The sequence below is a fragment of the Acinetobacter sp. YH12041 genome (assembly GCF_013419975.1).
In the GTDB taxonomy this organism is placed as follows: Bacteria; Pseudomonadota; Gammaproteobacteria; order Pseudomonadales; family Moraxellaceae; genus Acinetobacter.
The window spans coordinates 18,362-39,354 of sequence record NZ_VOZC01000010.1 but is presented as its reverse complement, the minus strand read 5'-3'; the positions used below and the strand labels follow the sequence as shown (position 1 = coordinate 39,354).

The 20,993-nt window shown below is 42.1% G+C and carries 18 protein-coding genes; 6 read left to right on the top strand and 12 right to left on the bottom strand.

What is annotated here, in order from left to right; translation table 11 throughout:
* Positions 1–72: 72 nt before the first annotated feature.
* Both FTU00_RS09655 and FTU00_RS09650 read right to left on the bottom strand, forming a co-directional pair.
* A complete protein-coding gene (locus tag FTU00_RS09655) occupies positions 73–1,605 on the bottom strand; it encodes an aspartate aminotransferase family protein (protein ID WP_034703653.1) in 1,533 nt (510 codons plus the stop codon).
* Positions 1,606–1,608: 3 nt separating this feature from the next.
* Positions 1,609–2,982 carry a diaminobutyrate--2-oxoglutarate transaminase gene (locus tag FTU00_RS09650; RefSeq protein WP_159123116.1) on the bottom strand — a complete coding sequence of 458 codons (1,374 nt, stop codon included), beginning with the start codon at positions 2,980–2,982 and terminating at the stop codon, positions 1,609–1,611.
* A gap of 476 nt (positions 2,983–3,458) precedes the next feature.
* Here FTU00_RS09650 and FTU00_RS09645 point away from each other — a divergent pair, with 476 nt between their 5' ends.
* Together FTU00_RS09645 and FTU00_RS09640 are read left to right on the top strand one after the other, a co-directional pair.
* Positions 3,459–4,163 carry an SIMPL domain-containing protein gene (locus tag FTU00_RS09645; RefSeq protein ID WP_180179626.1) on the top strand — a complete coding sequence of 235 codons (705 nt, stop codon included), beginning with the start codon at positions 3,459–3,461 and terminating at the stop codon, positions 4,161–4,163.
* A gap of 167 nt (positions 4,164–4,330) precedes the next feature.
* Positions 4,331–4,927: a phosphatase PAP2 family protein gene (locus FTU00_RS09640; RefSeq protein WP_159123115.1), complete on the top strand. Its 597-nt coding sequence runs from the start codon at positions 4,331–4,333 to the stop codon at positions 4,925–4,927.
* 55 nt (positions 4,928–4,982) lie between these two features.
* Here FTU00_RS09640 and proB read toward each other — a convergent pair whose 3' ends face one another.
* From proB to uvrB, 9 genes are all read right to left on the bottom strand, one after another.
* Positions 4,983–6,116: a glutamate 5-kinase gene (gene proB, locus FTU00_RS09635; protein WP_005234922.1), complete on the bottom strand. Its 1,134-nt coding sequence runs from the start codon at positions 6,114–6,116 to the stop codon at positions 4,983–4,985.
* A 27-nt stretch (positions 6,117–6,143) separates the two neighbouring features.
* On the bottom strand, positions 6,144–7,349 hold the full coding sequence (gene cgtA, locus FTU00_RS09630) for an Obg family GTPase CgtA (RefSeq protein ID WP_004782712.1): 1,206 nt from the start codon (positions 7,347–7,349) through the stop codon (positions 6,144–6,146).
* 356 nt (positions 7,350–7,705) lie between these two features.
* On the bottom strand, positions 7,706–8,344 hold the full coding sequence (locus tag FTU00_RS09625; protein WP_180179625.1) for a hypothetical protein: 639 nt from the start codon (positions 8,342–8,344) through the stop codon (positions 7,706–7,708).
* 30 nt (positions 8,345–8,374) lie between these two features.
* The gene (locus FTU00_RS09620; RefSeq protein WP_180179624.1) at positions 8,375–8,749 is read right to left on the bottom strand and encodes a helix-turn-helix domain-containing protein; all 375 of its coding nucleotides are present in this window, start codon (positions 8,747–8,749) and stop codon (positions 8,375–8,377) included.
* 212 nt (positions 8,750–8,961) lie between these two features.
* Positions 8,962–10,419, bottom strand: coding sequence for a glyceraldehyde-3-phosphate dehydrogenase (locus FTU00_RS09615; RefSeq protein WP_004782721.1), 1,458 nt, complete (start codon positions 10,417–10,419; stop codon positions 8,962–8,964).
* A 239-nt stretch (positions 10,420–10,658) separates the two neighbouring features.
* A complete protein-coding gene (locus tag FTU00_RS09610) occupies positions 10,659–12,425 on the bottom strand; it encodes a hypothetical protein (protein WP_180179623.1) in 1,767 nt (588 codons plus the stop codon).
* Positions 12,426–12,558: 133 nt separating this feature from the next.
* The gene (gene rarD / locus FTU00_RS09605; protein ID WP_180179622.1) at positions 12,559–13,491 is read right to left on the bottom strand and encodes an EamA family transporter RarD; all 933 of its coding nucleotides are present in this window, start codon (positions 13,489–13,491) and stop codon (positions 12,559–12,561) included.
* 175 nt (positions 13,492–13,666) lie between these two features.
* Complete coding sequence (locus FTU00_RS09600) at positions 13,667–14,266, bottom strand: lipocalin family protein (protein WP_179992245.1); 600 nt, start codon at positions 14,264–14,266, stop codon at positions 13,667–13,669.
* A gap of 142 nt (positions 14,267–14,408) precedes the next feature.
* A complete protein-coding gene (gene uvrB, locus FTU00_RS09595) occupies positions 14,409–16,430 on the bottom strand; it encodes an excinuclease ABC subunit UvrB (protein ID WP_034170047.1) in 2,022 nt (673 codons plus the stop codon).
* Between the two features lie 339 nt (positions 16,431–16,769).
* Between uvrB and FTU00_RS09590 the strand changes: the two genes are divergently transcribed.
* Positions 16,770–17,558, top strand: a complete 789-nt coding sequence (locus tag FTU00_RS09590) for a hypothetical protein (protein WP_034580895.1) — start codon at positions 16,770–16,772, stop codon at positions 17,556–17,558.
* 56 nt (positions 17,559–17,614) lie between these two features.
* Here the strand turns inward: FTU00_RS09590 and FTU00_RS09585 are convergent, their stop codons facing one another.
* Positions 17,615–17,794 carry a hypothetical protein gene (locus FTU00_RS09585; protein WP_004782731.1) on the bottom strand — a complete coding sequence of 60 codons (180 nt, stop codon included), beginning with the start codon at positions 17,792–17,794 and terminating at the stop codon, positions 17,615–17,617.
* A gap of 445 nt (positions 17,795–18,239) precedes the next feature.
* Here FTU00_RS09585 and FTU00_RS09580 point away from each other — a divergent pair, with 445 nt between their 5' ends.
* From FTU00_RS09580 to FTU00_RS15595, 3 genes are all read left to right on the top strand, one after another.
* Complete coding sequence (locus tag FTU00_RS09580) at positions 18,240–19,334, top strand: OmpW family protein (protein ID WP_034702885.1); 1,095 nt, start codon at positions 18,240–18,242, stop codon at positions 19,332–19,334.
* A gap of 181 nt (positions 19,335–19,515) precedes the next feature.
* A complete protein-coding gene (locus tag FTU00_RS09575) occupies positions 19,516–20,730 on the top strand; it encodes an MFS transporter (RefSeq protein WP_180179621.1) in 1,215 nt (404 codons plus the stop codon).
* Positions 20,723–20,857 carry a hypothetical protein gene (locus FTU00_RS15595; protein ID WP_257224148.1) on the top strand — a complete coding sequence of 45 codons (135 nt, stop codon included), beginning with the start codon at positions 20,723–20,725 and terminating at the stop codon, positions 20,855–20,857. Before FTU00_RS09575 ends, FTU00_RS15595 begins: the two co-directional genes overlap by 8 nt.
* Positions 20,858–20,993 lie beyond the last annotated feature (136 nt).

Sequence of the window (20,993 nt, the reverse complement as noted above, 5' to 3'; positions counted from 1 at the left end):
ATTATCTATGTGTCAGCCAAATTCCAATAAAAAAGGAGATCTTAACGATCTCCTTTTTTCACCTGCAACCGCTTATGCGATTGGCGGTGTATAAGTACCATCAGCAATTGAATCTTTGATACGGTCCGCTTCTGCAAGCACAAGTGCCAACAGGTTCTTCACGTTTTCAAGCGTTGCAACCGGGCTTAAAGTCGTCATTTTCAGTGATTGAACTTGACCCACTTTAGTCACACCAATATTTGCTTCACCACGCGCAAACAGTTCATCCGCGACGTTCTGATTCAAGGCATCGACAAACTCAGCTGGATAGCCTGCTGGAACCACACGGAACAATACCGATGCAAATTGTGGCTCAACCAGAAGTTCCAGACCATCAGTTGCCTTGATGTAATCTGCGACTTCACGAGTCAATTTCACGCCATGGTCAATCATCGAACCATAAAGCTCTTCACCCAGCGCTTCTACAGTCATCCACAATTTCAATGCGTCGAAACGGCGAGTGGTTTGTAGTGACTTCGATACCAGGTTAGGAACACCGTGCTCTTCGTCATATGCCGAATTCAGGTATTCTGCTTCATAGTGCATGAAACGATAGTTCGCTTCATCTTTCAGCAAGAATGCACCACATGAAATGGTCTGGAAGTAATGCTTATGGAAATCCAATGTCACTGAATCAGACAACTCGATACCATCCAGCATAGAACGATAGTCATTAGACAGAATCAGTGCACCACCCCATGCTGCGTCGATGTGCATCCACGCGCCATACTTATTGGTGATTTCACGAATCTGTTTGAGGGGATCAATTGCACCAGCATCAGTTGTACCAGCAGTTGCCACCACACATGCCACGATCTTGCCTTCAGACTGAAGATGTGCCATGGTTTTTTCCAGAGCATCAACATCCATCTGCGCATTTTCGTTCACAGGAACAGTCACAACGGACTGGAAGCCCATGCCCATCATCGCCATGTTCTTTTGCACAGAGAAATGCGCATTTTCAGAACAGATGACTTTGACGTTACGCATTGCATCCGCTGGGATACCATCACGCTGAACCGACCACGGATTACCGTTTTCATCTTTCCAGTTTTTCGCGATGCAGGCATCACGCGCCAGCAATACGCCCATCAGGTTGGATTGTGTACCACCAGAAGTGAACACACCTGCCTGACCTGAGCCATAGCCGACTTTTTGGCGTAACCAGTCAATCAGTTGCACTTCCATCAAAGAACCTGCTGGGCTTTGATCCCAAGAGTCCATGGACTGGTTAGTGGCGTTAATTAACACTTCCGCGATCTGGCTGGTTACCATCGTCGGGCAATGCAAATGCGCAAGCGAATGCGGGTGATGTACTTTCAAGCTCTTGTTGAGGAATAGCTCAACCATACGCTCTAAAGATTTCTCTACGCCCAAGCCTTCTTTAGAAGGATTGAACGCAATTGCGCTACGCAATTCCTTGATGCTACCGCCAGTATACATCTTGTCATTTTGCAACCATGCTGCAACCGCTTTGGTTGCCTGATCCATCGCCGACTCATAGTCAGCGATAGATGCAGCATCATTGCAGAGTAACGCTTTACGGTGTTCTGCAAAATCTACCATGAATTATGCGCCTCGAACTGCGACTAGAGCTTCAGCAACCGCTTTCTTGAAGCGAACCAGAACTTCTTCACACTCAGCTTGAGTGATGATCAATGGGCAAAGTAAACGGATTACTGTACCGTTACGACCACCTTTTTCCAGCAACAGTTTGTTGTTGAAACAAGCGGTTTGAATTGCTGCAGCCAATTGGCCATCAGCAGGGAAAGAACCCATATGATCCGCTGGTTTACGCTCATCCACGATTTCAACACCGATCATCAGACCGCGACCACGTACATTACCGATACATGGGAATTCAGCAGCCAGTTTTTTCAGTTCAGCTTGCAGGAAATCACCACGTTCTTGTGCATTTTGCGCAAGATTTTGTTCTTTAATGGTTTGTAGCGTCGCAAGACCTGTACCCATTGCCAGCTGGTTACCACGGAAAGTACCGGTATGGCCAGCAGGTTGCCATGCATCGAACTTACGTTTAATACCCAGTACTGCAAGTGGCAAGCTACCGCCAACGGCTTTAGACATTACAACCACATCAGGTTCGATACCAGCATGTTCGAATGCGAACATTTTGCCTGAACGCGCAAAGCCTGCTTGAACTTCGTCAAGAATCAACACAATGTTGTGTTTTTCAGTCACTTCACGGATTTTCTGCAACCATTTTACAGGTGCTGTTACCACCCCACCTTCACCTTGAATCGCTTCAAGAATCACAGCTGCTGGCTTGGTTACACCGCTTTCGACATCTTCAATGAAGTTTTCGAAATAATAAGTCAAAGCATCAACGCCCGCTTCACCGCCTAGACCCAATGGGCAACGGTATTCATGCGGATATGGCATGAATTGAACGCCTGGCATTAAACCATTCACTGAGTTCTTCGCAGACAGGTTACCTGTCATTGCCAAAGAACCGTGAGTCATACCGTGATAGCCACCAGAGAAGCTGATCACTGAACTACGGCCAGTAAAGGTTTTGGCAAGTTTAATCGCTGCTTCAGTCGCATCTGCACCAGATGGACCACAGAACTGTAAGCAATATTCTTCTTTGCCACCTGGCAGGTAAGCAAGAAGTGCCTCAGTAAAAGCATCTTTTAAAGGAGTGGTGAGATCCAGCGTATGCAATGGAAGACCGCTTGCAAGTGTGTCCTGGATACTTTGAATGACCGCAGGGTGATTATGGCCTAATGCCAATGTCCCTGCCCCAGCTAAACAATCAAGGTACTCCGTACCTTCAACATCGGTAACCCAGCAACCTTGTGCTTTCGCTATCGCTAACGGTAATTTACGTGGATAACTACGCACATTCGATTCCATCTGACTTTGGCGAGTCAAGTAGTATTCGTTTGTGGAATTGGTGGCAGGATTTACAGAAGAAACGCTCATATCGAATTACCATCTCTGATATGGGTTGAAAGAAATAAGTCTGGTGACTTGCGGTCGTTTGACTCGGTGCTTTATATAATCTAGTTAGACAATTTTCTATTCAGTAACTAGGAGAGGCGGATGATACAGTTTTTTTCAGGAAAATAAACAACTTTTAGTATCAATTTGCCTCGGCTGTTATTGAAAAAATATATCAAAAAATGTTGCTGTCTAAATTATCAACTTTATGCATGGCAATGACAAGGAACCCTAAACATTTTATGCAATTTTGTTGTCATGAATACAACAGTGTAATTATCAAACAATTATCTCAATAAGTATATAATTTTTATCACATTTAGTTTCTATATACCTATAATAAATAAAATATATTTTTAACAATCCAACGACAATAATTTCGGAATATCAACACATTTCCACCTTAGTATTTTATGATCAGCACAAGGCCAACAATTCCACTAAAACAGGACAACAAAATGCGTCTTTCTTCTTTTTCAGCGCTTGCTTTGCTCGGCGCATTATCTTCTGCCGCTTTCGCAGCTCCTGCTGAATCTCTGAATTATAATGTTGTTAATCTTTCAGCAGAGGCTAGCCGTGAAATCTCAAATGATGAAATGCATGCTGTGCTTTATATTGAAAAATCCAACAAACAGCCGGCTGAACTAGCCACTCAAATTAACCAGCTGATGAATCAAGCAATTGCCACAGCACGCAAATATCCAACTGTGAAAATCGAGACTGGGGCACAAAGTACTTACCCTATTTATGACAATGACAACCGTAAATTGAAAGAATGGCGTGGTCGTGCCCAGATTCGTCTAGAATCAAAAGATTTTAAAGCGACATCTCAATTAATTGCTGAATTACAACAGCACTTCCAGACCCAGTCGATTAATTTCAAGGTATCTGACGAAAAGCGTAAAAAAGTTGAAAGCGAACTGATGATTGAAGCCACCAAAAACTTCCAGCAACGCGCACAGGCACTCACCCAGACCTGGAACAAACCGAGTTATCAACTGGTGAACTTAAACCTGAATACTAACAATTATTCACCACAGCCAGTACCGCGTATGGCCATGATGAAATCTGCATCGGCTGATATGGCGGTTCCTGAGCAGGAAGTTGCGGCAGGCGAATCGCAAATGACCGTCAGCGCGAATGGGGCGATTCAGTTTAAATAAGTCTTAATAAAATTATTTAGATGTTTAAAAACCACCCTTTTGGGTGGTTTTTTATCACTTGAATATTCTGTGAAAAATCAATGCTACAAATTCATACAAACTCAGATATGAATTGAGCTTTGATCGGTTTAGAGTAACGGACATTTGTGTCAGCCCTCTCTCTCCTCATGTCACTCGATCAACTGAACCTGTATCTGTTTCATCTTCTCAATGTACCTGACCAAGCCTCGATCTGGATGATCAACTATGCCAGTCTGATAGCACATGATCTGGTGTATGTATTCCTGCTGATTTTTGCTATTGCCTGGCTGCGTGGTGGTCATGAAGTAAAAACCGGGATTATTAAAGCTGCGGTCTTTACAGCGATTACTTTGACTATTAGCGAAGTATTATCTGCCGTTCTAAACACACCCCGCCCTTTTGTCATGGAGGTTGGTCAAACCCTGATTGAGCACGCACCTACAGGTTCATTCCCAAGCAATCACATGAGTATTTTTAGCGGGATTGCCTTTGCCTATTATTTCTCAGCACAACGTGATTTGGGTCGAATCCTGCTCTGGACTGCCTGGCTAGTCGCTTGGTCACGGGTCTATGTAGGTGTGCATTTTCCGATTGATATGGTGGGAGCATTCCTGATTGCTTTGGCAGTCAATCTTGCTGGCTTACCGCTCTGGTGGAAATATGAGAATAAAATCATGAACTTTATTCTCAGTATTCATCAATTCCTGTTTATGCCATTTATTCGGATGGGCTGGGTGAAGTAAATTTCCAGACATAAAAAATCCCGCTCGAAAGCGGGATTTTTTTAATCTTAATAATTTAGTAAATTGCCATATGATTGCGATGAATCATCTCTAAAGAACGTGCTTCACCCAAGACCTGATGCACTTTATCTGATGCCAGACCTTTGACAATTTCCGCTGAACGCGAACTGAAGTTGACACGTCCTACAGCAATACGGTGACCTTGTCGATCGACACATTCCACTACATCACCACGGTCAAAATGTCCTTCTACCGCTTTGACACCGACAGGCAACAAGCTACGGTGATTTTCTTTGATGGCTTTAACCGCACCATCATCAATCACCAAACGACCTGCAGTTTGCAGATGCGCTGCTAACCATTGCTGATGTGCAGTCATGCGATCATCATCAGTGATAAAAAGTGTACCCAACATTTCACCTGCCATTAGGCGCGATAAAACATTGTCGCTATCACCACTAGCGATCAGCGTTGGACAACCAGATTTTGCAGCCAGACGTGCAGCACGGACTTTGGTCAGCATACCGCCACGACCAAATTTTCCGCCGCCGCCTGCCATATCAAACAGGCTTTCATCCATGGCACGCACGGTATGGAACAGTTTGGCATCCGGATTAGAACGTGGATCCGAGTCAAACATGCCTTCCTGATCAGTCAGGATAATCAGCAGATCTGCGTGAACTTGTCCCGCCACCATCGCAGCTAAGGTATCGTTATCACCAAAGCGAATTTCGTCAGTAGAAACCGTGTCATTTTCATTAATGACCGGAATCACATGCCAATCAATCAGGTGCTGCAAGGCATCACAAGAATTCAGATAACGACGACGGTCTGCCAGGTCATCATGAGTCAATAACACCTGAGCAGTTTGAATGCTGTGTTTTTCCAGCACACTTGACCAGGTCTGGATTAAACCCATCTGACCAATGGCAGCACAAGCCTGAAGACTGGGTAGATCGGTGGGTCGATTCTCAAGTTTCATTCGAACCATACCTTCAGCCACAGCTCCGGAAGAAACGAGAATAATCTCGTGTCCGGCATTGTGTAGATCCGCGATTTGTCCCGCCCAATGCGAGATCGCATCTAAATCTAAACCTTGCCCGTTTGCTGTGAGTAAAGATGATCCGATTTTAACAACGATTCGTTTACAACCCTTGAGCTGACGTTGCCCATCTACCACTTCTATCATCTTGTCCTCAGACTTATCTTTAAAAGATTAACGTACGTAATATACTTCTACGTCGCTGTCGTCATCATCTTCATCATCAAAGTCATCGCCGCCCAGACGTTGAGCGCGACGCATTTCACGATAAGCTTCTTTCGCAGCAATCGTTTGTTCACGTGTTTCAGCTTCAAGCTGATCACGGAATTCTTTCATCTCTGCTGCGTATTCAGGATCTTCAACTTCGCGTTCGCGTTGCTGCTCGATTTGATCCATCAGGTAATACACCACATCCTTAGTTCCTTCAGCCGTTAAGCCTGAAGTTTTAAAGACAGGACCTTCCCACTGCAATTCTTCAAGAATGTGATTACACCATTCATCGCGAGTATCTACAGCAAGCTGATCGACCTTATTCAGAACCAATACCACCGGTAATTTTGAAAGTGTTGGGGAGAATTTTTGCAACTCATTCAAAATCGCTTTGGCATTGTAAGCTGGATCTGAACCGTCAATCGGTTGAACATCGACAATGTGAAGCAGAATACGGGTACGTGCCAAATGTTTCAGGAAGCGAATCCCGAGACCTGCACCTTCTGCCGCACCTTCGATCAGACCTGGAATATCCGCCATTACAAATGAACGGTGACGATCCGCATCCACTACACCCAGATTAGGTACCATGGTCGTAAACGGATAATCTGCCACTTTTGGTTTTGCTGCAGAGACTGCACGGATAAAGGTTGATTTACCTGCGTTTGGCATGCCAAGCAAGCCCACATCAGCCAGTACTTTCAGCTCAAGGCGGATTTCACGGAATTCGCCTTTAGTACCATGTGTACATTTACGCGGAGAACGGTTGGTTGATGATTTGAAGTGGGTATTACCCAGACCACCTTGGCCGCCATGTGCCACTAATACTTTCTGGCCGTCTTCAACCAGATCGCCAATAATATCGCCAGATTCTGAATCGACGATAGTTGTTCCCACAGGAACTTTTAAAATAACTGATTCGCCACCACGACCAGCACAGTTTGCGCCAGCACCGTTTTTACCACGTTCAGCGCGAAATTTACGGGTATAACGATAATCTACAAGGGTACTCGTGTCATCGTCAGCCTGAATATAAATGCTGCCGCCACGACCACCATCACCACCATCTGGACCACCAAATGGTACGAACTTTTCACGGCGAAAACTGGCTACGCCATTGCCACCGTCGCCAGCCTCTACGGTAATGACTGCTTCATCAACAAAGCGCATAATGCCAATCCTCTAAAAACTTTAAAAACCGCCTATTCTGCCATATTTTAAAGCATTTCTCGACTATATTTATTGAGCTTTCCAAGAAGAAGACCCAATTTAGAATTATTTTATAATATTCAAGCAAAAAGCTGATACAGATTGACGACTTATCACAAATTTTTGTGAGGAACTTATACAAAATAAGAATTATAAAAGTGTTTTCCCTTATTTCAGAATTGAGGTAATTCTTTTTATATTTTAAGCATCTTCATTTTTATAGTTTTACTTCATTTAATTGGAATTACTTCAAATGATCAATGTGATTTTAAAAAAGTTAATAAAGGAATTATAATTTTATTTCTCTTCCTGAATTACTATAAAATATTAAAAATTATACTTTTACGATATAAAGCATATTTGTATACTTCTATAATAAAATCATCCATGCCTTTTAAAATAGATTCTTTATCGAATAATTCGTGGTTATCCCTTCCACTCGTAAAGCAATAAATTTTTAACTGATCTATGACTTTATCGAATTTTTCTTTTTTACTTATGAGCTCTCCATCTTGATTTTCAAATTTCATTAAATTGTAATACTCATCAATTCTATTTTTTAAACTGAATGTCTTTGCTAACATCCCTTGCATGGCTTGTTGGTCAAAAGAATTTGGTGAAGGATAATTTACGTTAATCTCGCCTATTTGATGTTTAATATTTATTTCAATTTGCTCAGTGATTAATTTAATCTGTTTATGATAATCATCTAGAATAATTGTTAAATTTTTTGCAATATCTGCAATAACCTCGGCCGCTTTTTGCTTTTGCCATTCTTTATATGTAAGTAAAATTACAATCGGAGCAAAGATCGTTGCAGACCAGATTAATAAGTTAGATGCTAGAGTTATATCCAACTCCATATACTTAAATATCCAATAAAGACCAATACATACTAATAAAATATACGCATAAACTGAAAATAAATTGGTAATTAAATTTTCTAACTTTTTCATGCATTGCTTCCCCCAAAAGCAATTTAAATTTTATTTAGCAACACGTTCTTTATTTTCTAAAATTTCTGGCAAACTGCGCTCTACCCAGCCAATCAAATAATTTATTTTTTCTGCCGCTTGCGAACCGGTAATGGTCAACTGATATTCCACTTTAGGGGGCACAACCGGATAAACCGTTCTTAAAATAAAACCATCTTGCTCCAGCATTTTTAAGGTTTGCGCCAGCATTTTTTCACTGACCCCTTCAATTTGCTGCTTCAGCTCACTAAAGCGATGTACGCCCTCACTTAAACAGCGCAATACCAGCACTGACCATTTATTGGTGAGATGTTCCAGTATTTCACGGGATGGACATTCATTAGATAGCACCTGTCCCAGTAATGGACTGATTGCATACTTAGTCATTAAAGAGTTCCTTTCTTGATCACAATTTTTAGTTCTTACTTACTATTTTTAATGTACTTACCATTTGTAAGCTAACAGATTCATATGGACGTATCAAGGTGAATTTTCCATCAATTAAAGGATATGATTTGATAAAGCTGATTTGTCACCTTTATCTTCCACAATAAAAAAAGAGCCTCAAAAGAGGCTCTTTTTTAGATAACTTCTACAAATTATGCATTTGTTTCAGCAGGAACTTTTGGATAGCTTACGCCGCCCATTTGTTCAGCAATGCGAAGTACCTGGCAGCTATAACCCACTTCGTTATCGTACCAAACGTAGCAAGTTAAACGGTTGCCTGAAGTGATTGTCGCTTGAGCGTCGAATACACCTGCAGTACGAGAACCGATAAAGTCAGAAGATACAACTTCAGTAGAGTTTGTATAACCGATTTGACCTTGAAGGTTAGAATTGATTGAGATTTGACGAATGTATTCATTCACTTCATCACGATCAACTTCTTTGTCTAAAGTCAGGTTCAGGATTGCAAGAGATACGTTTGGTGTAGGAACACGTACAGAGTTACCAGTCAACTTGCCTTTCAGTGCAGGAAGTGCTTTCGCAACTGCTTTAGCAGCACCAGTTTCAGTGATAACCATGTTCAATGTTGCAGCACGGCCACGACGGTCAGCTTTATGGTAGTTGTCGATCAGGTTCTGGTCGTTTGTGAACGAGTGAACTGTTTCAACGTGACCATTGATCACTGTGTATTTGTCGTTTAACACTTTCAATGTTGGAGTGATCGCATTGGTTGTACAGCTTGCAGCAGAGATAATTTGATCTTCATCAAGGATGTCAGCCTGGTTCACACCAAATACAACGTTCTTCATGTCACCTTTACCAGGTGCAGTCAGAATTACGCGAGCAGCGCCTGGGCATTTCAGGTGTTGAGCAAGACCTTCAGCATCACGCCATTTACCAGTGTTATCGATCACTAATGCATTTTCGATACCGTATGCAGTGTAATCCACTTCAGATGGATTAGATGCATAGATCACTTTGATGAACTGACCGTTTGCAATGATTGCTTCGTTTTCTTCATCTACAGAAATCGTACCAGCGAATGGACCATGAATTGAGTCACGACGTAATAAAGACGCACGTTTTTCAAGGTCACCATCAGATGACTTACGAACTACGATTGCTTTCAGGTTCAAGCCACGGCCTAGACCTGACTGGCTGATCATCAAACGGGCAAGGATACGACCGATACGACCGAAACCGTAAAGCACAACGTCTTTACCTTCTACAGAAGTTGCATTGCCTTCAAGTGATTTCACAGCATCAGCAACGAATGCGTTAACATCACCGCCTTTTGCTTTGAATTCAACAGCAAGTTTGCCTAGATCAATTTCAGCAGTACCGATGTTTTCCACTTTTGCCAATGCTTCAAGGATTGGGAAAGTGTCTACAACAGAAAGCTCAACGTCTAATACTCGAGTACGACGATGCGCTTTAAGGATCTGGATTACAGAACGGTTAATTAAAGAGCGACCGTAAACTGTAGCTACGATATTTTTTTCACGATATAACTGACCTACTAGGGCAATCATACGTTCCGCAAGTTCTTCACGGTTTTTCCAACGACCTTGGTGCTCTGCATGGAGGGCAACGATAGTGTCTTTGCTCACAGATACGTCCTCTAATTAATTGTAAATCTAAGCATAAATTTCAAAACCCGATAATTGTAATGGAATTGGCCGCAAGTTTGAATCAAAAGCTGATTAACTCTGGCTGAAAATCCGATATATTCACTATAAATTTTGAAAATAATTGTAATTAGTCAGATGATTTTGCATTTAAAATTTGAAAATTCCTCTATTCCCTTTAAAAACCAGATTTTTGTTAAATGTTGTTTATTCAGCCAGAACTAGAGTTCATAACTGATGGCATTTTCCTGATTGAGCTGCACTTTAGTTCCTGCTGAAAAATTCATATCCAGACTCATGGAGGCATTGAAGTTTTCTACATCAAAATCGTCATAGGTTTCTGGCAAATGAATCAGGATTGGTAAGCGGGTCAAACCATTATCTCCACATGGGAAAGCATAGTGGCGTTCGACCTGTTGTAAATTCTGTAAACTTTCAAATTCCAGAAAAACACTGCTGTTTTCATAGGTACGTGGAACCTGGATAATTTCCAGGAACATGCTGCGCTTTAACTGCTGCAATCTGTTCAGTGCAATTTCAATATCCTGATCTGAAGTGTCCTTAGTCCATAATTTCTTGAAAATAGACTTCTTCTCATGCTCTCTCTTTTGACGATGCAGCGTATTGATATATTTTTTCAGATCCCGATATTGCTGCACATTATCTGCAATTGTAGACTGAATATCCTTGACCGGTTGCTCGGAACGCTGGTGCATTACCTGCCACTCATGCGAGTTGGTCGGAATAAAGGTTTCACCTTTGCGTTTTTCTAGCAGGCGAATAAACCCCAGTAATTTATATTCAAAATTCTGGATATATTGATTAAACATAAACGCTGGCTGCGATTTGAAATCACGGTAATAGGCCAGAATTTCAGAAAAGATTTTATGTACGTGCAAATATAAATAAGAAAATTCTTCAATATGAGAAAGATGATCACGGATCGCATCACGCATGGGTAATAACAATTCCCGAGTCAGAATTTCCTCAAAGTTTTTCAAATGTCGCTGTGCCACCACATCGGCATTTTTTTCTACCACCTGAATGGGTTCAACTAGTAAAGGCAGTAGCTTTTGTTCTGAGATTTGTTCCAGATCATGCACAATATCAATCACGTCCAGATGAATCTGGCTTTGCAAGGTTACCATACGTTGCATCTGTGATTTCAGCGTTTCGACCACTTCCTCATCCATATCCTCTTTCAAATCCAGGACAAGAACATTCAGGTAAACCTGATCTTCAAGTGCACCCTTTTCTTCAATCAGGAAACGGCGAATAGAATATGGATTCTGTTGTACATCCATCACTGGCGCAACAATGAATAAAAATCGCGAAGTACGGACAATATCAAAATGACGGATTTCTTGTTCTTTGATCAGGAAATAGCGAAACAGTGGATGTTTCATTTCCACGGTTTGTTTTTTTAATAGAGGTTTGTACCAATAACCAAGGAGTTGCTGCTTGATAAACACCTCGGTAATAAAGCATTTCACATGCTCTTCAGTCAGCTGGCGCACCCCTTCTAGAGGTTGCAACTTCAGTTCACGGATAATTTCAGCAGCATTTAGCAAAAAGGTTCGGCGCAGTTCCAGTTTTTCACGCTGCATCTGAAAGTTTTCATCGACTTCGATTTTATCAATTTGCTCAAGTGCATTTTCCAGATAATCCGCAATCTGCAAACTGTCATTTAAGCCTTTCAGGCTTTGCAAGGATAAGGCAAAGGTGCTGGCATAATAACGCATCCGGTCATTTAAAAACTTTTGACTGAGCAACTCGACCGAATGTTGAGCCTGGTATCGATATTGATTGGCATCACGATCCCAGAGAATTTTTTTGGGTTTTAAAATCTGAAAATCGATACTTTCTTTAAGCTCGGCAGATACATCAGCCAGAACTGTGCTGAGTTCACGTTGCCATTCCAGATCCAGACTTGGTTCTAGCTGTGACAGGCGGGCACGTAACTGATATGGAATAGCGATTTCCGACATACAATTCCCCAAATAAATCGTGATATCTTGTTATTTTGTGATGTATGTCTCGAATTTTACATTATCTGGACTGACAATCTACAAATATTGTCTAATTAAAGCTGCACGATCTGGAATTTAATATTTTATAAAATCATTTTTCTTTAAATTGTTCCAGCTTCTCGACTTTTTGCATAAGTTCGCGTTGTTTCAGCTTGTGCTGACGTAAATGCAAAATACCTTCAATCACCAACAATACGACGGCCAGCCAGATCGGAAGATAAGTCAGCCATTCGCCGGCTTCAACCCGCTCCCCTAATGCCATAGACGCAAAAGCCAAAAGTACTGGCTCCAGATAGCTCAGCAGACCAAAAATTACGAAAGGCAGATAACGGCTTGCCAGAATATAACTACCTAAGCCTAAAGCACTTAAGAAGCCCAAACCCAACACTGCCAAGATGAGATGAGGGAAACTGACCATAAGCTTGAGAGAATCGCTATGTACAAAGCCCAGATAGAAAGCCACTGGCAGAATCAGACACAAGTCCCACCAGAATCCACCCAAGTGATCCGTACCAAAGCGACGGCGCAGGAAGAAATACAGTGGATAAGCCAAAGCCACATAGACCGTTTCCCAGGCGATCGAACCGATTCGCCAGATTTCATGTCCCACACCTAATATGGCCAGTGCGACTGCTGCCATCTGCCAGCGCGATAGTTTTTCCTTATAAAGCACACATCCGACCAGCACCATGACTAAGGGCAACAGGAAATATCCCAGGGATACCTGTAAACCGCGGCCATTAATTGGTCCCCATAAAAAGAGCCACAACTGTGTCGTACATAACAGGGAACTGATGATCAACCAGAGCAGAAAAGCAGGTTGTTTGAGAATGCGTTTTAAAATTTGAGTGATATGGCTGAGGTCACCTGACCACCACATGAACGCAGTCAAAAATGGAATGGTCGCCAACATCCGCCAGGCAAAGGTCTGTTCACTGTCTAAAGGCTGCAAAAATGGCGTGAATATATAAAGAACACCAAATACTACTGATGCCAATACCGATAATGCAATGCCTTTATACATGCTTCAAACCCAAGATCATTCCAGCGCATTATAACGATTAGTCTAAAATAAAGCTTGAAGATTCATCTGCCCAAAGGCCAAAGGTAATTACAAGGCAAAATACATAATTTAAAAAAGAGAAGGATTAAAAAAACCATGCCGAAGCATGGTTTTTATAAATAACCCGAGTGGCCTTTTATTTTCTTGCCTGTTGGGTCTGTTTAGTATGAATTACATCACTCAAATCATAACCCACAGATTGCGCATATTGCAGGTATTCATTCACCACATTCTGATCCAGTTGAGGATCACGTGACAATACCCACATATATTTACGTTTAGGCTCGCCGACCAGTACGGTTTGATAATTATCGTCCAGTTTTAATACCCAATAATCGCCACGGCCCACTGGTAACCAGCGAATAAACTCTGGCAAGAAACTTACCTTAAGCTTGGTGTTATAAGGTGCATTCTGAATGTATGCCTCACCTACGGATTGAGTCACCTGACCATTTTTCTGGATACAGCGGTTATCTACATTAACGTTACCATTTTCATTTAATGTATACGTCGCCGTAACGTCACGATCACACTTGTTCTGGAATGTAAGTGGCTTACGAGCCACTTCATACCAGGTGCCCAAATAACGGTCCAGTTCAACTTTCTCTACAGTGGGTAAAGAATCGTTCTTGGCATAAGCCATGGTTGCAGCCCCGAGTCCAAGTAGAACTGCACTACCCACTGCAATTTTTGCAAGTTTCAATCCCGCATGAGGGAGATTATTTTTAGTTGTCATACGATACCTATTTGATCAGGACAAAATTTTCAACATGAATATTTCGTACTTACAATAGCGGCATCCGCAGACATATTTTGTAGCATTATGTTAGGTTTGTGATTGATTTTACGTAATTTAAATCTGTAATTTACACACAGACCTAACTTAACATCTGCGCTTTTAAACGTAAAATTTCATCCCGTATACGTGCAGCCTGCTCAAACTGTAGTTCTTTTGAAGCCTTGAGCATTTCTTTTTCCAGTTTATTGATATGCTTCGCGAACATCTTTGGATCGGCCATGATATGGCGTTCATCTGCACTGATCGCACGGGCCTGATCGGAAGCTTTCAGCTCAATAGTTTCGTCATCCAGCACTTCACCCGTATCAATTTCCTTAATCACCTGACGTACTGCACTACGCGGTGTAATGCCATGCTCTTCATTGAACTGAATCTGTTTGGCACGACGGCGTTCAGTCTCATCAATGGCTTTTTGCATCGAATCGGTGATGCGATCTGCATACAAAATCGCTTTACCTTTCAAGTTACGTGCAGCACGACCAATGGTCTGGATCAATGAACGCTCTGAACGCAGGAAACCTTCTTTATCCGCATCCAGAATTGCAACCAGTGAAACTTCTGGCATGTCCAGACCTTCACGCAGCAGGTTAATGCCGACCAGAACATCATGCACACCGGTACGCAGCTCATGAATAATTTTCACACGCTCAACAGTATCAATATCGGAGTGTAAATAGGCAACCTTGATTCCATATTCTTTTAAATAGGACGTCAGGTCTTCTGCCATGCGCTTGGTCAATGTGGTCACCAGCACACGTTCATTCATTTCCTTACGAATATTGATTTCAGACAGTACATCATCGACCTGAGTCAGGACTGGACGAATTTCAATTTCCGGATCAATCAGACCGGTTGGACGAACCACCTGCTCGACCACCTGTTCAGATTTTTCCAGTTCATATCTTGCAGGTGTGGCACTGACGTACACGGTCGTCGGTACAATACGTTCCCATTCCTCAAATTTCATCGGACGGTTATCCAGCGCACTTGGCAAGCGGAAACCGTAATTCACCAGATTTTCTTTACGGGAACGGTCACCTTTGTACATGGCTCCAATTTGTGGAACAGTCACGTGCGATTCATCGATAATCAGCAAGGCATCATCGGGTACATAATCAAAAAGCGTCGGCGGTGCTTCGCCTGCCGGACGACCCGATAAATGACGTGAATAGTTTTCGATACCGTTGGTATAACCGAGCTGCTGCATCATTTCCAGATCATAACGGGTACGCTGCTCGATCCGCTGAGCTTCCAGCAACTTGTCATTTTCACGGAAAAAGACCAGACGTTCTTTTAACTCATCTCGAATCGTTTCAATCGCGCGAGCCAGATTGTCTTTCGGTGTTACATAGTGACTTTTAGGATAGATCGTGACACGCGGCACTTTACGGATCATTTTCCCGGTTAAAGGATCAAACCAGCGAATGGAGTCGACTTCATCATCAAACAGTTCAATCCGGATGGCATCCTGATCCGATTCGGCTGGGAAAATATCAATGATCTCACCACGGATACGATAGGTACCACGCAGGAATTCCAGTTCATTACGTGAATACTGCATTTCGACCAGACGACGGATAATATCATCACGACCAATACGGTCGCCTTCGACCACATGCAGCAGCATGCTCATATAAGCATTCGGATCACCCAGACCGTAAATCGCAGACACTGAAGCAACAATAATCGCGTCACGTCGTTCTAAAAGTGCACGGGTGGCCGAAAGACGCATCTGGTCAATGTGGTCATTAATCGCCGCATCTTTCTCGATAAAGGTATCTGAAGATGGCACATAGGCTTCTGGCTGATAGTAGTCATAATAACTGACGAAATATTCAACCGCATTATTCGGGAAAAATGCTTTAAATTCGCCATAAAGCTGTGCAGCCAGCGTTTTGTTATGGGCCATGACAATAGTCGGACGCTGGGTACGGGCAATGACATTGGCCATAGTATAGGTTTTACCCGAACCGGTAACCCCCAGCAAAAGCTGATCGTGATAGCCTTTTTCTATACCCTTGACCAGCTTTTCAATGGCCTGTGGCTGATCGCCAGCAGGTTGATAATTAGTCACCAGTTCAAAGGGTTGTTTATCACTCATAGCTTTAATCATTTCACTGCGGATATCGACTCAATTTATTATGGGGGTAAAACTGAATTACTCAATCCCTATCCAGGTTTCTGTTTAGTAAAATAAATCGAGTGAAATATTATGCTTTCGTAGCCTAAAACCATTTTAGTTCTAATCTTTTCTATCAAAATTGAATCAGTATAAGTTTTGATTCGGTTCCTTACCTTATTCTGGCTTATTCGCTATTCAGCTAAAATTTCTGGATAAAGTTCTGCCATATCTGATGATGTAATAAAGATTAATTTCACCTTGACCCTTATAGCGTTCAAAGGCAACATGAAGCTAATCAGGACATCGAATAAAAAAGCCATGACTTACCATTATCACGATGAAAGTATTGTTAAATCTCTGCCAGAAAATACGGTATTTGTTTTCGGAAGCAATTTAGCCGGACAACATGCCGGAGGTGCAGCTCGAACAGCTTATGAGCATTTTGGGGCGGTTATGGGGGTTGGTCGTGGCTGGGCAGGTCAAAGTTATGCTATTCCGACTATGAATGAGCATTTGCAACAGATGCCTCTCTCACAGATCCAGCACTATATTGATGACTTCAAGATTTACACCAAGAACCATCCTAAAATTAAATATTTTATTACTTCAGTCGGTTGCGGCATTGCTGGTTATAAAGTCGAAGAAATTGCTCCGATGTTCAAAGGCATTTCTCACAATGTCATTTTCCCCCAGTCATTCCGGCCTTTTGTAGAAAAAGCGCTTCCGAAAATTACGTCGCAATTCCTGCATACCATCTTCCGGGATTCAGTGATTTTTACTCCGGCGACAGATGAGCTGATTGATGTTCTGGCACTGACCGACAATGAAAAGAGTCTGGCCAAGATTCTGCTTAACACTCAGATTTATCCGGTCGACAGCAATGGCCGTGATCGTGTATTTGAGATTGAAGATATTCTGCATAACCTGAATGGCAAGATTTTTGATTTCCAGAACAATTCTGAAGGTTCCATGCTGTTTGGTGCTGTGATTCTGGCGCTACTGGAACTTTATAATATTAATGAAAAAGACTTTATTGATGTCTGGAAAGGTGATCGTGAGATTGCCCCGCCAAAACCTGAAAATAAGGCGCGTAAAACAGTTCGCTAAGAAGATCTCAAATTTTACTCATAAAAAAGCCATGAACTTCATGGCTTTTTTATTTGTTAACGTTTGCCCATTGAACGGCGTGTACCACGAGGTGGCATCCAGGTCCGGTCGGCATAACGCTGCGGTTTAGGTCGCAGATCTTCCAGAACTTCATCTGAAGCAGATTGTTCTGCCTGTTTTAATGGAAACGGTAAATTAACCAGTGGCTTTTTCTTGGGAGAATTTTGGGAGCTCATGCGCAATACTCAATAATTTATGCGGCTATTGTACAAAAAAACTCTATCTGCTGTGTACCACCGGTTGGCTAAATTTATTCAAGCTTTTTCTAGTAGGTTTTGAGCAGAAAATTTTCTGATTTCTTGTACAAATCACGTCCAGGATAGAAAGCTTAAACCATTATTTAAAACCTAGATTAATGAGAAAAATGTTATCCACTTATTATTCTATTACCTCAATAAAATTGAAAATTTTATAAAAATTAACATCCTATTTATCTTCACTATTCATAATAATTTTTACATAAATATATATTTTATTAATACAATTTATACAAATTTTGGCATTTTTTACTTTCTGTTAACTTTTCACTACTCGTTCTGTAACTGTGTAAATTGGTGAGATTTAACTAAATTGTTCAATAGAAAAACAAATAACTAGCACGGACAAGGAGTCCTCTGAACAATGAAGACAATCATGGTATGCATGGCAGGTCTAGCCACACTACCCCTGCTTGCACATGCAGAATCCCCATATTTCAGCCTACAGGATGGCGATGGCTTTAAGCGATTTTCCGTTTCAGTCGGTGCACTGCATGTCATGCCACAAGGAAAAGCACAACCATTTGCGGTAAATACAGCAGTTCAAGATGGTGAAACGGCTAAAGTTGGTGACATCTCGATCGCTGCAGTCAAAGGCAATCTTGATCCTGCTATGGAGTCGAATCTTTCAACCGGCTTCATTAACCTCATCGATGGCTTAGGCGGAAAAACTTTATCTGGCAATTTAAGTGGCAGTGCAGAGATTTATGGCTTGGAAAGCTGGAATAATGCTGGAACAGGTCTGGAAGCTGATGATGTCACTACACTCGGGATCATGACCAACTATTTCTTTACCGACAATGTCTCACTGGAAATAAAAGCCGGCATTCCTCCCAAAGTCGACTTGCAAGGTAAAGGCAAGATTTATGCACCATTCTCTGCAATGGCAACGCCAAGTATTGATTTAATTCCTCAAATACCGGGTGGCATTGATTTACCGAGTATTGACTTAAAAAATGACATCCCGATTACGGATCTGGAAGCATATGGACCGGCAGCATCTGCACGTGCCTGGACCCCGGCTTTTGAATTTCAGTACCATTTTGGCAAAACAGGTGTCAATAAATTCCGTCCTTATGTCGGGCTTGGACTCATGTATGCCTATTTCAATGAACTGGAAATCAATTCAAGTACTGAACAAGACCTGATTAAAGCCGGTCATATGATTGCCAACATTAAGGAAGGCAAAGCTGGCGCTTCTCTAGATGGGATAGAAAGTAGTGCTAATCCAAAAGTTGATCTGGAAGCGTCTGATGCCTTTGCTCCTGTCGCGACTGTCGGCTTTACTTATGACTTTAATGATACCTGGTTCGCGGTAGGTTCTGTATCTTATGCTCATCTGAAAAATGACACCACGATTACGGTAACAGATGCAAATCTAGGTGAACTGATTCGCTCCAAAGCCGATATTGAAGTCAATCCAATTCTGGCCTATGCCGGATTCGGTATGCGTTTCTAATCAATTAATTCTTTCATTAAAAAAACTGAATACTTCAGGACAACGGCTACGGCCGTTGTTCTGTTTTCTGACGTTCTATGCAGCTATAAAAAAAATTTATCGTTTGATTAATTTTTATTTTATCGCCTCTCTAGGTTGAATCGAATACTATACCTATCAACTTTATATGCATGAATGACTTATGACTGACAGTCAATTTTCCAGAACCCTGATTTTTATGCTGATTGGCGCTGCCATTATTCTGGCTTTATCTTTGGGGATTCGTCATGCATTTGGCCTGTATCTGGTACCAATGAGTGAAGAATTTGGCTGGGGTCATAATGTCTTTAGTTTAGCCATTGCCATGCAGAACCTGATCTGGGGTGCTGTTCAGCCCATTACTGGTGCCTTCGCTGATAAATATGGCAGCAAGATTGTTGTTGCCATTGGCGGTGCCTTGTATGCGCTTGGCCTGTTATTGATGGCTGTCAGTTCAACCGGATTATTGTTGAATCTCAGCGTCGGGCTGATTTTAGGTCTGGCCTTGTCTGCCACCTCTTTCCCGGTTTTATTATCTGCGGTTGGACGAGCTGCACCACCTGAAAAACGCAGTCTGGCAATGGGGATTGCCAGTGCAGCAGGCTCCTTCGGCCAGTTTATTATGCTGCCTTCAACGCTATTACTTTTACAAAATGTCGGCTGGTCAGCAGCACTTGTCGTTAGCTCAATTTTAATCGCTTTGATTGTACCTTTGGCCTGGATGCTAAAAGCCCCGATGTATGTCGATCCAAATGCCATATCTACGCCGAATAAGGTATCACTCAGCTTTAAAGATATTTTAGTCGTAGTCAAAAACCATAAGCCATTCTGGTTTCTGGCGATGGGCTTTTTTGTCTGTGGCTTTCAGGTGGTCTTTATCGGGATTCACCTGCCAGGCTATCTGATTGATCATGGTTTCAATGCTACAACTGGTACCATTTTTCTGGCGCTGGTCGGCCTGTTTAATGTTGTCGGTACCTATACGGCTGGTTGGCTCGGTGGAAAATATTCCAAACCACGTCTGCTAATGGGCTTATACGGTCTGCGCGGGCTTGCAATTATCGCCTTTCTGATGCTGCCTTTAAGCACCTGGACGGTCTATGCGTTTGGTGTCATCATGGGATTATTATGGCTTTCTACCGTACCACTGACCAACGGTATTGTTGCCAATATGTTTGGCGTGAAATATCTGACCATGCTCAGCGGGATTGTATTCTTTACCCATCAGGTCGGTTCATTCTTTGGCGGCTGGCTCGGCGGTGTAAACCATGACATGAGTGGCAATTATAATGCGGTATGGATGCTGTCGATTGCCTTAAGTATTTTTGGTGTACTGGTGCACTTATGGGTAAATGAGAAGCAAATCGTACATGACTGATTCGACCTTTCTGCTCAAGCTTTCCATTGCGGTAGCGATGGTACTTCTCCTCTCTACTTCTTTATGGCTCTGGAGCCAGACTCCAGAACTGTTTGAGTACTTTAATCAGGCGTTTTGTGCACATTAATTGTCAAATATTTGACATTTTTCAGCAGCTTTAGGACTTTGTTTTGCCATATTAATTAAAAGATATCAAATCAATCATTTAGATATTTTTATTAAGTTTTTCATAAGTTTAGCAATTCTTTTGATTTTATTTTTGC